Consider the following 15,378-nt stretch of genomic DNA (forward strand, 5'->3'; position numbering starts at 1 on the left):
ACGGTGCACCACGCCTACGATGAGCCGCTTGCCGCCAACCGGTATTTTGACCGGAAGTTTGGGCTGGAGGCGGCCAAGATACTGCCCGGAGAGTACTTCGTCTCGACTGACGATGCGCTGCTCGTCACCGTCCTCGGGTCATGCGTGGCGGCTTGCATTCGCGATACCGATTCGGGTATCGGCGGGATGAACCATTTTATGCTGCCTGATGATGGTGGCCGCAACCCGCTCGGGGCGTCAGCCCGCTATGGCACCTATGCCATGGAAATTCTGATCAATCACCTGCTGAAACTGGGGGCGCGGCGCAATCGCCTCGAGGCCAAGGTATTTGGTGGCGGATCGGTGATGGCCAGTCTGGCCGGCAGCCAGGTTGGAGAAAAAAATGCGGAATTCGTACTTGAATTCCTTAAAACTGAGAAAATCCCCATTGTTGCTAAGGATTTGCTGGATTCATATCCGCGGAAAGTCTACTATTTTCCCCATACAGGAAGGGCCCTGGTCAAAAAGCTGCATCGCGTTCATAACGACACGCTGTTCAGCCGGGAGAACGAGTACAAGATCCGCCTGAGTGGTTCGACCTTCGTTGGCGATGTGGAGTTGTTTGTATGATGCGCTTGCCACTCAAAATGCATGTGGTTTCAAATTTTTCTGACTAGATGCCGATGAAAACTAAAGTTTTGGTAGTGGATGATTCGATGTTGATGCGCAGTCTGCTGACCAAGATGATCAATCTGGCGCCGGACATGGAGGTCGTTGGTGCTGCACCCGACGCTCAGGAGGCGCGGGAGATGATCAAGGTGCTCAATCCGGATGTCCTGACGCTCGATGTCCAGATGCCGAAAATGGATGGGCTGGAGTTTCTTGAACGCCTGATGCGCCTGCGGCCGATGCCGGTGGTCATGGTTTCGGCATTTACCGAGGCGGGGTCGGATATAACGCTGAAAGCCCTTGAGCTGGGGGCGGTTGATTACATTGGCAAGCCACGGACTGACAATGGAAAAAGCATCGAGAGCTACGCCGACGATCTGGTCGAAAAAATACGCGCGGCCAAAGGCGCGCGACTGCACCGTTCAATTGCAAAAGCCACCGCTTCATCGTTGCCACCGACCATCGCGATGCCGGTCAGGCCAGGCGTCGCGGGAAGTGGGGTGGTGATTCTGGTCGGTGCCTCGACCGGGGGTACCGAGGCAATCAAGGAGTTTTTGCAGGGCATGCCGGCCGACTGTCCCCCCATACTGATTGTTCAGCACATGCCGGAGTCCTTTACCGGATCGTTTGCCCGCCGCCTCGATGCCTTGTGTGCGCCGCGGGTCATTGAGGCGCAAGGGAATGAAAAAATCGAAGCGGGTACGGTCTATGTTGCGCCCGGGCATTCCCATTTGCTGATCCGTCGTGAGGGGGGCGCCCTGTTCACCGAATTGGCGGCTTCGCCGCCGGTCAACCGGCATCGGCCGTCGGTCGATGTGCTGTTCGATTCAGCGGCCAGTTTGCTCGGCAGCAGGGCACTTGGCGTTATCCTGACGGGTATGGGCAAGGATGGTGCCCAAGGCTTGTTGAAGTTACGTCAGTCCGGGGCGAAAACCTTCGGGCAGGACGAAGGCAGTTGTGTTGTTTACGGTATGCCGCGCGAGGCTTTTCTGATTGGGGCGGTGGCCGAGCAGTGTGCGCTGGGTGACATGGCAAGGCGGGTGATCGGTGCAATTGGCACGCATTAATCGGCCGGGCTTGTTGGCAATGGCTAAAGGATTAAACTAGAACCCTATTTTTACTATTTGGCATGGGAAAACAAATGCAGACAAGTATTTCGAACGAATCAGGCAAGGTGGTCATCAAGCTGGCGGGGCGTTTTGATTTCAATACCCACCGCGAATTTCGTGCCGCATACGAACCCTTTATTGCCGATTCAGAGGTCAGGTCGGTCACCGTTGATTTTTCCGGGGTCGATTATCTGGATAGCTCCGCATTGGGTATGTTGTTGATGTTGCGCGACAAATTGGGTGGTGCGGGCAAGGATGTGGCGTTGGCCGGAGTGCGTGGCAACGTAAAACAGGTGCTAGATATTGCTAATTTTGGTAAATTGTTTCAAATTTCGTAGAATATTGGTTGGGCGCCGCATTGGCCCTGGTGGCAGGTTGGTCGCCGTGTAGTGATGGGGGCGGGCGCATTGAACGCGCCTCCTGTGATCGAGGGGGCGACTGACGTGCGACAAGCGAGAGGATGGCAATGTCGGAATTATTGAAGAATATCGACGCACGAACGAAATTGGCGGGCACCAACAAGCTCGAGATACTGCTTTTCTTTCTTGGGGTCGATCAGCGAACCGGGCGGCGTGAGACGTACGGCATCAATGTCTTCAAGGTTCGTGAAGTGATGCGCACCCCGGTGATTACTGCTGCGCCTGACATGCCGCCCTCGGTTGAAGGTATGGTCAGCCTGCGCGGAGCCCTGGTGCCGGTCATTGACCTCGCCAAGTATTCCGGGATTTCTCCCGAAAAGCCGCGCGAAATCATGATCGTGACGGAATATAACGGACACACGCAGGGTTTTCTCGTTGAAGGTGTCGACACCATCCTTCGTCTCGACTGGAGCAAGATGCGTGTTCCGCCAGAGATGTTGACGTCGCAGACCGGGGGGCTGGTGACCGCTGTCACCGAGCTTGATGACAACCGTCTGGTGATGATGATGGATGTCGAGAAGGTGCTCTCGGAGACGTCGACGATCGACAATGAAAGCATGTTCCGCGGCGTTGTACCGGTCGACCGCCCGGATTGCACGGTGTTTTATTGCGATGACTCCAGTGTCGCCCGCAAGCAGATCGAACGCACCCTGGCAGCCATGGGTGTCAAGGGTATATCGGCGGTCAATGGCCGCCAGATGTGGGAGGAAATGGAGAAGGTGGCGACCTATGCGCAGTCGATCGGCAAGCCGCCGTCGTCGCTGATCAGCCTGGTGCTGACCGATATCGAAATGCCCGAGATGGATGGTTATATCCTGACCAAGAAAATCAAGTCTGATCCCCGTTTCAACGGTATTTCGGTGATCATGCATTCCTCCCTTTCAGGGATGTCCAATCAAAAGCTCGGCGCGTCGGTCGGCGTCGACGAATACGTACCAAAATTCGAGCCGATGCGCCTGTCCGAAACCCTGGCCCGGCGGCTCGGTGTGGATACCTTGCCGGTTCGTGCGGCCTGAGAGATAGCGGGAGTTGGCGATGGACCTCGTTGAGAACAAAAACCTGCTGGACAGCATCGATGCGCGGACGCGCCTGGCCGGTTCCAACAAGATGGAAATTCTGCTTTTCTCGCTGGGGACCCGCGAGATTTTCGGTATCAATGTCTTTAAAGTCCGCGAGGTTGGCCGGACGCCGCACATTACCCGGACCCCGAACATGCCACGAGGTGTGGAGGGGCTGATTTCGCTGCGCGGCAATGTCATTCCGGTCCTCTCCCTGGCCCCGTTCATGCAGTTGGATGCGCCAGCGGGACTCGGCAAGACCATGATGGTGGCCGAGTATTCAAAGCGCACGCTGGGTTTCCTGGTGCACGATGTTGATCGGATCATCCGGGTGGACTGGGAGCGCGTGAAGGCGCCGGAAAACGTGCTGGCCGCCAATCAGGGGTTGATTACTGCGGTGATCGAACTGGATGATGGCGGGCTGGTTTCAATTCTCGATGTCGAGCAGATTCTGGCCAATTCGTTTGGCGAGGCGATGATCGTCGATATCCCGCCGGCCAAGGTCGACCCCGATACCAGCGTCTTTTTTGTCGATGATTCGGTGGTCGCCCGGCGAAAAATTGCTGAAGTGCTCGACAAACTCGGTGTCCGTCACAAACACGCGACCAATGGTCAGGAAGCCTGGACCCGTTTACAGGGGATCGCCGGGCATGCCGGCCAGATGGGACATAACATCCGTGACGATGTTCGCCTGATCCTGGTCGACGCCGAGATGCCGGAAATGGACGGCTATGTGCTGACCAAGAATATCAAGTCCGACCCCCGTTTCAACGGGGTGCCGGTGGTCATGCACTCATCGCTCTCTTCTGAAGCCAATCGGGCCATGGGGAAATCGGTTGGGGTGGATGCCTATGTCGCAAAATTTGATGCCGAAGCGTTGGCGGATACCCTGCGTCCGCTGATTGAACGATAACAATCCAAGTACCTGGAGTAGTGCATGGCAGCTGATCCGAAAATGAAATTTCTGGTGGTCGACGATTTCTCCACCATGCGACGAATTGTCCGAAATCTTCTCAAAGAGCTCGGCTTTACCAACGTCGACGAGGCTGAGGACGGGGCGATCGCACTACAGAAATTGCAGGCCGGTGGCTTCGAGTTTGTGGTGACCGACTGGAATATGCCGAACATGGATGGCCTGACCCTGCTCCAGTCAATTCGGGCGACGCCGCATCTCAAGCATCTGCCGGTCCTCATGATCACCGCGGAAGCCAAGAAGGAAAACATTATCGCGGCCGCCCAGTCGGGTGCCAGTGGCTATATCGTCAAGCCTTTTACGGCAGGGACACTTTCGGAAAAGCTGAACAAGATTTTCGAAAAAATGGGCCAGGCGTAAGGGGAAAACATGTCTGCCAATAACGATTCAGATGACCTTGAAGCTCTTTTTGACTCAATCGCAGCGAGTACTGCCGCCGCGCCGGAGCCCGCGCCAGTCGCGCCCGTAACGCCTGCGCCAGCGGCGTCGGCGGATGCCGATAGCGATGACTTGCAGGCCTTGTTTGACAGTGTTGCTGCCACGGCCAGCGTTGCCCAAGTCAGTGCCGACGCCCCCGGCGATGGTGGTGGGCTGGATGGTGATGCCGGTGCAGCCTGGTCGCAGCAGGAGGCGGTGTTCAATCGCATCGGTCAGATGGCGCGCAATCTGCACGATACCCTCGGTCAGCTCGGCTACGACAAGCTCATCGAGCAGACCGTTTCGGCGCTGCCCGATGCCAAGGATCGCCTTGCCTATGTCGCCAATTTGACCGAGCAGGCCGCGTGCCGCGTGCTCAATGCGACGGATATCGCCAATCCTCTGGTTGAAGAGATGGAGCATAGCGCCCAGGCCCTTGGTCAGCGTTGGGACAAGGTGTTTGCCAACGACATGGGGCCGGCTGAATTCAAGCTACTGGCGGCGGAAACCCGGGCCTTCCTCAATGAGGGACTACCTCAGAAGGCGCGTGCTACGCATACCCAATTGACCGAAATCATGATGGCTCAGGATTTCCAGGACCTGACCGGACAGGTTATCAAAAAGATTGTCAGCCTCGCCCATGAGCTTGAGTCGGGCCTGATGACGGTGCTCCTTGAGGTGCTGCCGGAAACCAAGCGCACCGAGGAAGTTGCCAGTCTGATGAACGGTCCGGTCATCAATGCCGAGGGGCGCAGCGATGTGGTAGTTAACCAGGAGCAGGTCGATGACCTGCTGGACAGCCTCGGCTTCTGAGGAGGGCGATAATGAGCGACTTTGCCGGAATGGAAGATCTCCTGCAGGACTTTCTGCAGGAGGCCAGTGATTTGTTGTCCGATGTTGATAACAAACTCGTCGAACTGGAAAAAATGCCGGACGACCGTGCCTTGCTCAACGATATTTTTCGTGGCTTCCACACGGTCAAGGGCGGGGCAGGCTTTCTCAATGCGTCCGAACTGGTGACGCTCTGCCACCTGACTGAAAATCTTTTTGACCGCCTGCGTAATGGCGAACTTGAACTGACGGCCGCCTTGATGGACGTCATCATGGACGCGACCAAGGGCGTGCGCGAAATGTTTGGCGAATTGGGGCAGATGGTCCAACCTCAGCCGGCCGATCCGCGGGTCATCGCCGCGCTGAAGGGTGTCTTGAGCGGCGAACAGGTGGCCGTTGCACAGGCTGCCGAGCCGGCCCCTGCGGTTGCCGAAGCGCCGAAGTCACCCAGCGCAGCTTCCGGCGAGCCGGATTGGAACCTGTTGCACGCAGCGGTCACCGGGGCGGCATCGCCGGCCTCGCCGGAGCCGGCTGTGGTCATCACCAAGGCCGAAACAGCCATGGTCGAATCGGTTGTGACGCCGGCAGTGGTGGCGTCCGAGGGGGCGGCATCACCCTTTGGCCGTCGTGCCGTCGACAAGCCAGGCGGTCAACCGGTGTCGGCGCGGCGTGTTGAGGAGCGAGTGCGCGAAAACACCATCCGTGTTGATACTTCTCGTCTCGATCAGGTCCTGAATCTGTCGGGCGAAATCGGCCTGACCAAAAATCGTCTGACCAGCCTGCGGGCCGATATCCTGGCCGGGAAGAGCGACTCCGAGACCCTGCACGCCCTTGATCAGGCGGTCAGTCAGCTCGATTTGCTGGTGTCTGATTTGCAGAATTCCGTGATGAAGACGCGGATGCAGCCGATCGGCCGCCTGTTCCAGAAATACCCGCGCATTGCCCGCGACCTTGCCCGACAACTCGGCAAGGACGTCGAATTGGTCCTCGCTGGCGAAGAAACCGAAGTCGACAAGACCATGATCGAGGATCTGGCCGATCCGCTCATCCACCTGATTCGCAATGCTGTCGATCATGGCGTCGAAATGCCCGAGGAGCGTCAGGCTGCCGGCAAGCCGGTCAAGAGCCTGGTGCGCCTTGAGGCGCGTCAGGAAGGCGATCACATCGTCCTGATCATTGCTGACGACGGCAAGGGGATGAATGCCGAGCGGATTCGCGCCAAGGCTATCGAAAAAGGGCTGATTTCCGAAGAGGATGCCAATACTCTGGACGAACGCCAGAGCCTCAACCTGATTTTCCTTCCCGGTTTTTCGCTCAAGGCACAAATTTCCGATGTATCCGGCCGCGGTGTCGGCATGGATGTGGTGAAAACCAATATCCAGAAGCTCAATGGCTCGATAGAGATTCGTTCGGAGCCCGGCAAAGGATCTGTTTTCATCATTTCATTGCCGCTCACGCTGGCGATTCTGCCGGTTTTGCTGGTTCTTCTTGGCGATCAGCCTTTTGCCCTGCCGCTGTCACTGGTGCGCGAAATTTTGCCGATCGAGCAAAGCAAGGTTCAGGAGGTGGGTGGCAAGGAAACACTGGTGGTGCGCGGCGAGGTGCTGCCGGTCATCACCCTGGCACGCCTGCTTGGCTGGCCGCTCGAACGCTATCCGGAGTACGGCGTATTCATGCAGACGGCAGAGCGCAGCTTCATTCTGGCGGTTGACAGCTTCGCCGGGCGCGATGATGCGGTGATCAAATCGCTGGAGGATTTCCGTCCGAAGGGTGTAGCCGGTGTGACAACCCTGTCCAATGGGCAGATCGTATTGATTCTCGACATGAAGGAGCTGTTGTCTGATCTCAGCCAGCATGCCGACACCGGTCCGGGATTGAAGGCGCTCGATTTCGCCTGATTCCTGTTTTCAGTCAACGAGTTGAGAGGGGGCTATGCCCCCTCTTTTTATTTTGAAGGTTTACTCTGTTGTCATTGGCTTGCGGATGGCATCTGAGAAACAGAATAAATAAACACACGTACCTCTATAATTTTTCTGGTTTTTTCCTATAATAGCCATAACGTAAACCAAAGATGGCTATGGCCGAAGATAGCGACCTCGAGAAATCTGAAGAGCCTACAAGTAGGCGAATCGAGCAAGCCCGGGAAAAGGGGCAGGTGCCTCATTCTCGCGAACTTGGCACTTTTCTGGTTTTGATCGTGGCCGGTGGCGCTTTCTGGACCATGGGTGGCTGGCTGATGCAGCGCTCAATGGCGGTCGTCAGAAAAGGCTTTACCATCGAATCCGAAGTCATGCGTGAGCCGGGCTTGATGTTGCCCCGGCTGTTCGAGATTTCTGGCGACGCCCTCCTGGCTTTTGCTCCGTTGCTCGGGTTGCTTGTGCTGGCCGCTGTCCTCCCTCCGTTTTTCCTCAACGCCTGGGTTTTTTCGCCGCAGGCCATCGCTCCTGATTTCAATCGCCTCAATCCGCTGACCGGTTTTGGCCGGATGTTCTCGTGGAATAGCCTGATGGAGTTGGGCAAGGCGGCGCTGAAGGCGGCCTTGGTCGGTTTCGTTGCTGTCCTGCTGATGTGGAAAGAGCGTGACGAAATATTTGGCTTGTTGAATGAGCCTCTGGAGTCCGGCTTGATCCATGCAGGCAACCTGGTTTCATTTTCCTTCCTGATCATGGCCGCGACCCTGGTGTTGATCGTCGCCGCCGATGTGCCTTTCCAGCTTTGGCAATACTTCGACAAGTTGAAGATGACCAAGGAAGAGATCAAGCAGGAAATGAAGGAAATGATGGGCGACCCCCACGTCAAGGGGCGCATCCGCAGCCTGCAGATGCAGGCTGCCCGCAAACGCATGATGGCAGCAGTGCCGAAGGCCAATGTGGTGGTCACCAACCCGACCCATTACTCGGTGGCGCTGGTCTATCAAACCGGGATGGCGGCCCCGAAGGTGGTTGCCAAGGGGGCGGGCGCGATTGCCCAGAAAATACGCGAGATAGCCAACGAGAATGCGGTGCCGATATTGGAGGCGCCGCCACTGGCGCGAGCGCTCTACAAGCACGCCGCGCTTGACGCAGAAATCCCCTCCGCCCTGTACAGTGCAGTCGCGGAGGTTCTTGCTTATATCTACCAGCTGGCCAACTGGCGCCAGGTTGGTGGTGTGTATCCGGTGCCGCCGCGCGAATTGCCGGTGCCGCCAGAACTTGTCCCGGAGGCGGTGTAAATGGCTGCTTCGACATTCGGCATGCAAAGCTTCATGGCGCGGATGAATACCTCGCAGTTGGCGGCGCCGCTCCTCATCCTGATGATTCTGGCGATGATGGTGCTGCCGCTGCCGGCCTTCGTGCTGGATGTCTTCTTCACCTTCAACATCGCCATCTCGGTGCTTGTCCTGCTGGTCGCGGTGAATACCCAAAAGACACTTGAGTTCTCGGTCTTTCCGACGGTGTTGCTGGTGACCACCTTGTTGCGCCTGTCGCTCAACGTCGCCTCGACGCGGGTAGTCATGCTTGAAGGGCATACCGGTCCGGATGCTGCGGGCAAGGTGATCGAGGCCTTCGGGCATTTCATGGTCGGCGGCAATTTTGCCGTTGGTATCCTCGTCTTCATGATCCTGGTGGTCATCAACTTTGTCGTCATCACCAAGGGTGCCGGCCGGGTGGCTGAAGTGTCGGCACGCTTCACCCTTGATGCAATGCCAGGCAAACAGATGGCTATTGATGCCGATCTCAACGCAGGCCTGATCGGTGAAGAAGATGCTCGCCGCCGCCGCACTGAAATTTCCCGCGAGGCCGAATTTTTTGGCTCGATGGACGGTGCCTCGAAATTCGTACGCGGCGACGCGGTCGCCGGCATCATCATCATGTTGCTCAACCTGGTCGGCGGGCTGATCGTTGGTGTCGTCCAGCACAACATGGAACTGGCCATGGCGGCCAAGAATTACACGCTGCTGACGATTGGTGATGGTCTGGTGGCGCAGATTCCCGGCCTGATCATTTCGATCGCCGCCGGTATGGTGGTTACCCGCGTCTCCGATGATCGCGATATCGGACAGCAGGTCATGGGACAGATGTTCCGCAATGCCAAGGTGATCGGCATCACGGCCGGGATCGTCGGCTTCCTCGGCCTGATTCCGGGTATGCCGAACCTGGTCTTCCTGATGCTGGCCTCGGGCATGGGCTGGATGTCCTGGCGGATGATGGACAAGGAACGGCGCATTGTCGAAGCGCCGGTCAAGGTTGCCCCGGCACCGGTCCAGGATGCCATGGAAGCGACCTGGGGTGATGTTGCACCGCTTGACGTACTGGGTCTGGAAGTCGGTTATCGCCTGATTCCGCTGGTCGACAAGTCGCAGGATGGCGAGTTGCTGCGCCGCATTCGTGGCATTCGCAAGAAGTTCGCCCAGGAGGTCGGATTCCTCGTTTCACCGGTTCATATCCGTGACAATCTGGAATTGAAGCCGAACGCCTACCGCATCCTGCTCAAGGGTGTCGAAGTCGGTCAGGGCGAGGCCTATGCCGGTCAGCTCATGGCGATCAATCCGGGGCGCGTGGCGGGAACATTGAATGGTACGGCGACCAAGGATCCGGCGTTCGGCCTGCCCGCCGTCTGGATCGATGCCGCGCAGCGGGAACAGGCCCAGGCCTATGGCTACACCGTGGTCGATGCCTCGACCGTGGTGGCGACGCACCTCAATCACCTGATCCTGACGCATGCCGGCGAGTTGCTCGGACGCCAGGAAGTGCAGCAACTACTCGATCATCTGGCCAAGGAAATTCCCAAGCTGGTCGAAGACCTCGTGCCCAAGGTCATTCCTCTCGGCACCCTGCAGAAAGTTCTGCAGTCGATGCTGGAAGAAGGGGTTCATATCCGCGACATGCGGACGATCATCGAAACTGTCGCCGATCACGCGACCCGTACGCAGAACGCCGACGATCTGTCGAGCCAGGTGCGCATCGCCCTTGGTCGTGCCATTTCCCAACAGATCTTCCCGGGCAACAGCGAAATGCAGGTCATGTCGCTCGATCCGACCCTGGAGCGCCTGCTGTCACAGGCGGTCGCCGGTGGTTCCGAAAATACCAGTTTCGAGCCCGGGCTCGCCGACACGCTGTTGCGCGAGACTGCCCTGGCGGCCAGCCGTCAGGAAAACCTCGGCCTGCCAGCCGTGTTGCTTGTGCCTGCCAGCCTGCGTTTGCTCTTGTCCAGATTCCTGCGGCGTACCGTTCCCCAGTTGAAGGTACTGTCCCACAACGAAGTACCTGAAACCCGAATTATCAAGGTGACCTCGATCATCGGAGGTAGAACATGAACGTCAGAAAATTCATCGCCGCAACCGCCAGGGATGCCCTGCGCAAGGTCAAGGAAACGCTCGGCAACGATGCGATTATACTGTCCAATCGCGGCGTGCCGGGTGGGGTCGAGATCATGGCCGTGGCGGCCCGCGACATGGCGATGATCGTGCCGACTCAGGTTCAGGACGCGCCAAGGCCGGAGCGTAAGCAGCCGGAAAGTCATGCCGACGACGACTACCGTGTGGTGCTCAGTTCGGCCCGGGCGAGAATTTCCCAGCCTCCGCAACCAACCGTGGTGCCTTCGTCCTCATCGGCGCAGCATCAGGTAGCTCAACCAAGGCCTGTGGCCACTTCGGTCAATGCAGGCATTCCGAGGACCGGCGCGTTGCGGCAGATGGATAGCGGGCGTCCGGTGCAAGCCTCGGCGGGTGCCCCCCGCGTTGCCCCGATTGCGCCGCCGGCGGCATCAACAGCTGGCCCGGCCAGTGCTGCACGTCGTCCGGAGGCTGAAGTGGTGCCGATGGAAGTCATGGATGAAATCCGCTCGCTGCGCAAACTGGTCGAGCAGCATATGGCTGGTTTTGCCTGGGGTGAATCTGCCCGTTCCGAGCCGGTCAAGACAGAAATTCTCCGGCAGATGCTCGACGCCGGATTCTCCCCGCAGTTTTCCCGTGACATGCTGGCCGATCTGCCGCGTGAAATGAATGCTCAGGAGGCGATGGCCTGGGTCAAGGGGGCGGCTGACCGCTCGCTTCTCACTATCGGCCAGGAAAACGACATCGTCGATCGCGGCGGCGTTTATGCCCTGGTTGGCCCGACCGGTGTCGGCAAGACAACGACCACGGCCAAGCTGGCGGCCCGCTGTGTGTTGCGCCACGGCCCCAGCAAGGTGGCGCTGGTGACCACCGATGGCTACCGTATTGGTGCCCATGAGCAACTGCGTATCTACGGCCGTATCCTCGGGGTTTCGGTGCATCTGGTGAAGGACGCCAACGAACTGCGCCAGACCCTGGCAGAACTTCAGCACAAGCATATGGTGCTGATCGATACCATGGGCATGAGCCAGCGCGACAAGCTGGTGCCGGAATTGACCGACATGCTGGCTGGCTGTGATGTGCAGCGCCTGCTCCTGCTCAACTCGACTTCACGTGGCGACACGCTCGATGACGTTGTCCGCGCCTATGCAGGAGAGACGCTGGCCGGTTGCATCCTGACCAAGATTGATGAGGCCGCCAGCCTGGCAACGGTGCTCGATGTCATCATGCGGCACGGCCTGAAGCTGCAATATGTCTCGAACGGGCAGCGCGTGCCGGAAGATCTGCATCTGCCGAATCGTGGTTATCTGTTGCATCGTGCCTTCAAGGATGTCCCGGAAAGCTCGCCGCACCGTCTCGACGGCGTCGAATCCGGCTTGATGATGGCAAATGCCGGCATGGTGGCGGTCGGAGGCAGTCGTGGCTGATTTTCATGTTGATCAGGCGGCCGGATTGCGTCGCCTGCTGGGTGGTGCCCAGCAATTGCAGGTGGTGACGTTTGTCGCCGGATGTGACGGTGTCGGGCGTAGCGTGGCGGTGGCCAACATTGCCGTGGCGCTGGCCCGGCTGGGCAAGGAAGTCCTGATCATCGACGAACATGCTGCCGGTGACGATATTGCCGCGGCCTTCGGCATGGCGGCCCGCCATGACCTCCTGAACGTGGTTCAGCGTCAAATGCCCTTGTCGCAGGTTCTGCTGCAGCCCATGCTTGGCCTGCGTGTCCTGCCGGCGGCGCTGGCGGCCCGCAAGCTCGGACGCCTGTCGCTGGCGCAGCAACAAACTTTGCTTGATGCCATGTCGGGGCTTGAGCGGCCGATTGATGTCATTCTGGTCGATGCCAGCATGGCTCACCCGAACGGATTTTCTCCCTTTGGTCTGGTCGCCCAGGAGGCTGTCGTCGTGCTTTCAGGTAGTAGCGCTTCGATCACCGAGGCCTATTCGCTCATCAAAAAAGTGAGCCATGCCTTCTCCCGCAAGCATTTCCGCATTCTGGTAAACAAGGTGCGCAGCCAATCGGATGCCCGCTCGATTTTCGACAATATCGCCCAGGTTGCAGCGCAGCGCGGTGTGGCGCGCCTTGACTATGCCGGCGCGATTCCCCTTGATGAATCGCTGCGTCAGTCGGCCCAACTCTGCCGGCCGGTTCTCGTCCAGGCACCAGATTCAGCTGCTGCTGCGGCATTCCGCGATATTGCTTCGGATATGCTGTACTGGCAGCGTAGCGAATGCGAAGCCGCCGGTGTCGGTCAATTCATGCAGCAACTGTTACACTTGAGCCAACGCATAACACCCAACGTATTAAGAGCCTGATGTATACCGCTGCCGGGCAGCCTGACAGGGACCAGCTGGTTCAGCGCTTCATGCCGCTGGTGAAGCGTATCGCCTATCACCTGATGGCCCGGCTGCCGCCCAGTGTCCAGTTTGATGATCTTGTCCAGAACGGGATGCTTGGTTTGCTGGATGCCATCGACCGCTATCAGGAGGGTTTCGGCGCGCAGTTTGAAACCTATGCCAGCCAGCGGATTCGCGGTTCCATGCTCGATGGCTTGCGGGAAAACGACTGGTTGCCACGGAATTTGCGGCGGGAGTTGCGGCGCATTGAAACAACCATCAACCAGCTTGAGCACGAACATGGCCGGGCGCCATCCGAGCAGGAACTGGCTGACGCGCTGGGCATGACACTGGCTGAGTATCAGCGGACGCTGCAGGATGCACGTGGCCACCAGATCGTATATTTTGAGGACTTTTCCGGTTCGGATGACGAGGACTTTCTCGAACGCCACTTTACGGATAATGATGCCGACCCGGTGAGCATTCTTGAAGATCGCGGCGTCAAGGAGCAATTGGTGCAGGCTATCAGCCTGCTGCCGGAGCGTGAAAAACTGATGATGGCTTTGTACTATGAGCAGGATCTGAATTTCCGGGAGATCGGGGAAGTCATGGGCGTCACCGAGTCGCGGGTCTGCCAGTTGCATACCCAGGCTATCGCCCGCCTGCGTAGCCGTATCGTCCCGGAAGTTCCCGCTGCCATGAAACGTCGCAAGGAGAAGGCCGGTGGATAAGATCAGTCTTGCCGGTCTGGCAATCAGCGTTATTGCCATTCTGGGTGGCCAGTTTCTCGAAGGAGGGAGCATTGGCTCGCTGGTCCAGCCGACAGCCCTCCTGATTGTCCTCGGTGGCACGCTGGGTGCAGTCCTGCTGCAGAGTCCGCTGCATATCTTCAAGCGCGGCATGATGATGGCCAAATGGGTGTGGCTCCCCCCGGTCATTGAGCAGAAGCGCCAGATCGAGCTGATCATGAACTGGAGCCAGATGTCCCGGCGTGAAGGCCTGCTGGCCCTGGAGAATTTTATTCCGGGTATCAAGGATGAGTTCTCCCGCAAGGGCCTGCAACTTCTGGTCGATGGCGCCGATCCGGAACGCATCCGCGAGTTGCTGGAAGTGGAGATCGGTACCTTCGAAGAGGAGTGGCGTCAGTCGGCCAAGATATGGGATGCCGCCGGCGGCTATTCGCCGACCATCGGTATTCTCGGGGCGGTCATGGGGCTCATCCATGTCATGGAAAATCTCTCCGATCCGACCAAACTGGGGGGTGGTATTGCCGTCGCCTTTGTGGCAACGATCTATGGCGTCGGTCTGGCCAATCTGGTTTATTTGCCGGTGGCAGCCAAACTCAAGTACTACGTAACGCGCATGGTGGCCTCGCGCGAAATGCTGGTCGATGGCCTGGTCGGCATCGCAGTTGGCGACAATCCGCGCATCATCGAAGGGCGCCTCAAGGGCTATCTCCACTGATGGCCCGGAAACGTCGTGAAGAGGAGCATGAGAACCACGAACGGTGGTTGGTCTCCTACGCCGATTTCATCACCCTGCTGTTTGCCTTCTTTGTCGTCATGTATGCCGTATCGTCGGTCAATGAGGGCAAGTACAAGGTTCTGTCCAGTTCGCTGACCAATGCCTTCAACAACAAGACCGGCGAAGCCGGTGGGCAACCGGTGACGGTCATGGCCGGCGCGCCGCCGATGCCGCCCCGGCCCATCATCAAAATGGACAAAGTGCCGGAGACGGCCAAGAACGAGGCAAAGAAGGCCGAACAACGGCAGAAGATGAAGAGTGTCGCCGACAACATTATGGATGCCCTGCAGCCGCTGGTCGCCTCGGGCAAGGTGCGCTTGTTGCAGACCAGTCGCGGCGTCACGATTGAAATCGCCGACAGCGTCCTCTTCGCCGCAGGACAGGCGCGCCTGCAACCGGCCTCGATCAGCGCCATGAGCGTTATTTCCCAGGTGTTGGCGAGCACCGATTTTCCGATCACCATCGAGGGACATACCGATAACGTGCCGATCGCCACCACGCAATTCCCGTCCAACTGGGAACTGTCGGCCATGCGGGCAACGACCGTACTCCGTTTGTTCAATGACGGTGGGGTGGGGGCTGAACGGCTGACGGCGATTGGTTATGGTGAAACGCGGCCGGTGGAAACCAATACGACACCCGAGGGGCGGGCGAGAAACCGCCGGGTGGCCATCATGATTGATTCAAATCGTCCGGAAGAGCCAACCGAGATCAACGAGGCGAAAACTGCTCCACGCTAGTCTGGATGACCCGA

Annotated in this window: 15 protein-coding genes; all 15 read left to right on the plus strand. The window is 58.4% G+C overall.

All coding sequences use genetic code 11. From position 1 onward, the window contains the following. The first annotated feature begins 3 nt into the window (after positions 1 to 3). A complete protein-coding gene (cheD, locus tag HYN24_RS03340) occupies positions 4 to 609 on the plus strand; it encodes a chemoreceptor glutamine deamidase CheD (protein WP_117607951.1) in 606 nt (201 codons plus the stop codon). Positions 610 to 656: 47 nt separating this feature from the next. After that, on the plus strand, positions 657 to 1,715 hold the full coding sequence (locus tag HYN24_RS03345; RefSeq protein ID WP_240327720.1) for a chemotaxis response regulator protein-glutamate methylesterase: 1,059 nt from the start codon (positions 657 to 659) through the stop codon (positions 1,713 to 1,715). Between the two features lie 74 nt (positions 1,716 to 1,789). Next, a complete protein-coding gene (locus tag HYN24_RS03350) occupies positions 1,790 to 2,095 on the plus strand; it encodes an STAS domain-containing protein (protein ID WP_117607953.1) in 306 nt (101 codons plus the stop codon). A gap of 128 nt (positions 2,096 to 2,223) precedes the next feature. Then, the gene (locus tag HYN24_RS03355; RefSeq protein WP_117607954.1) at positions 2,224 to 3,192 is read left to right on the plus strand and encodes a chemotaxis protein; all 969 of its coding nucleotides are present in this window, start codon (positions 2,224 to 2,226) and stop codon (positions 3,190 to 3,192) included. Between the two features lie 19 nt (positions 3,193 to 3,211). Continuing rightward, positions 3,212 to 4,147, plus strand: coding sequence for a chemotaxis protein (locus HYN24_RS03360; protein ID WP_117607955.1), 936 nt, complete (start codon positions 3,212 to 3,214; stop codon positions 4,145 to 4,147). Between the two features lie 24 nt (positions 4,148 to 4,171). Further along, positions 4,172 to 4,567, plus strand: coding sequence for a chemotaxis response regulator CheY (cheY, locus tag HYN24_RS03365; RefSeq protein ID WP_117607956.1), 396 nt, complete (start codon positions 4,172 to 4,174; stop codon positions 4,565 to 4,567). Positions 4,568 to 4,576: 9 nt separating this feature from the next. Continuing rightward, positions 4,577 to 5,437: a protein phosphatase CheZ gene (gene cheZ, locus HYN24_RS03370; protein WP_117607957.1), complete on the plus strand. Its 861-nt coding sequence runs from the start codon at positions 4,577 to 4,579 to the stop codon at positions 5,435 to 5,437. Positions 5,438 to 5,448: 11 nt separating this feature from the next. Next, the gene (locus tag HYN24_RS03375) at positions 5,449 to 7,353 is read left to right on the plus strand and encodes a chemotaxis protein CheA (RefSeq protein WP_205421432.1); all 1,905 of its coding nucleotides are present in this window, start codon (positions 5,449 to 5,451) and stop codon (positions 7,351 to 7,353) included. Positions 7,354 to 7,532: 179 nt separating this feature from the next. After that, the gene (gene flhB / locus HYN24_RS03380; protein ID WP_117607959.1) at positions 7,533 to 8,666 is read left to right on the plus strand and encodes a flagellar biosynthesis protein FlhB; all 1,134 of its coding nucleotides are present in this window, start codon (positions 7,533 to 7,535) and stop codon (positions 8,664 to 8,666) included. After that, positions 8,667 to 10,751, plus strand: a complete 2,085-nt coding sequence (flhA, locus tag HYN24_RS03385) for a flagellar biosynthesis protein FlhA (protein WP_117607960.1) — start codon at positions 8,667 to 8,669, stop codon at positions 10,749 to 10,751. Further along, on the plus strand, positions 10,748 to 12,196 hold the full coding sequence (flhF, locus tag HYN24_RS03390; protein WP_117607961.1) for a flagellar biosynthesis protein FlhF: 1,449 nt from the start codon (positions 10,748 to 10,750) through the stop codon (positions 12,194 to 12,196). Before flhA ends, flhF begins: the two co-directional genes overlap by 4 nt. After that, positions 12,189 to 13,079, plus strand: a complete 891-nt coding sequence (locus HYN24_RS03395) for a cellulose synthase operon protein YhjQ/BcsQ (RefSeq protein WP_117607962.1) — start codon at positions 12,189 to 12,191, stop codon at positions 13,077 to 13,079. The genes flhF and HYN24_RS03395 overlap by 8 nt, the downstream gene beginning before the upstream one ends. Then, a complete protein-coding gene (locus HYN24_RS03400) occupies positions 13,079 to 13,831 on the plus strand; it encodes an RNA polymerase sigma factor FliA (protein WP_117607963.1) in 753 nt (250 codons plus the stop codon). Before HYN24_RS03395 ends, HYN24_RS03400 begins: the two co-directional genes overlap by 1 nt. Continuing rightward, positions 13,824 to 14,564, plus strand: a complete 741-nt coding sequence (locus tag HYN24_RS03405) for a flagellar motor protein (protein ID WP_117607964.1) — start codon at positions 13,824 to 13,826, stop codon at positions 14,562 to 14,564. The genes HYN24_RS03400 and HYN24_RS03405 overlap by 8 nt, the downstream gene beginning before the upstream one ends. After that, on the plus strand, positions 14,564 to 15,364 hold the full coding sequence (gene motD / locus HYN24_RS03410; RefSeq protein WP_117607965.1) for a flagellar motor protein MotD: 801 nt from the start codon (positions 14,564 to 14,566) through the stop codon (positions 15,362 to 15,364). Before HYN24_RS03405 ends, motD begins: the two co-directional genes overlap by 1 nt. Positions 15,365 to 15,378: the final 14 nt, after the last annotated feature.

This window comes from Dechloromonas sp. HYN0024 (genome assembly GCF_003441615.1).
Taxonomy (GTDB): Bacteria; Pseudomonadota; Gammaproteobacteria; order Burkholderiales; family Rhodocyclaceae; genus Azonexus.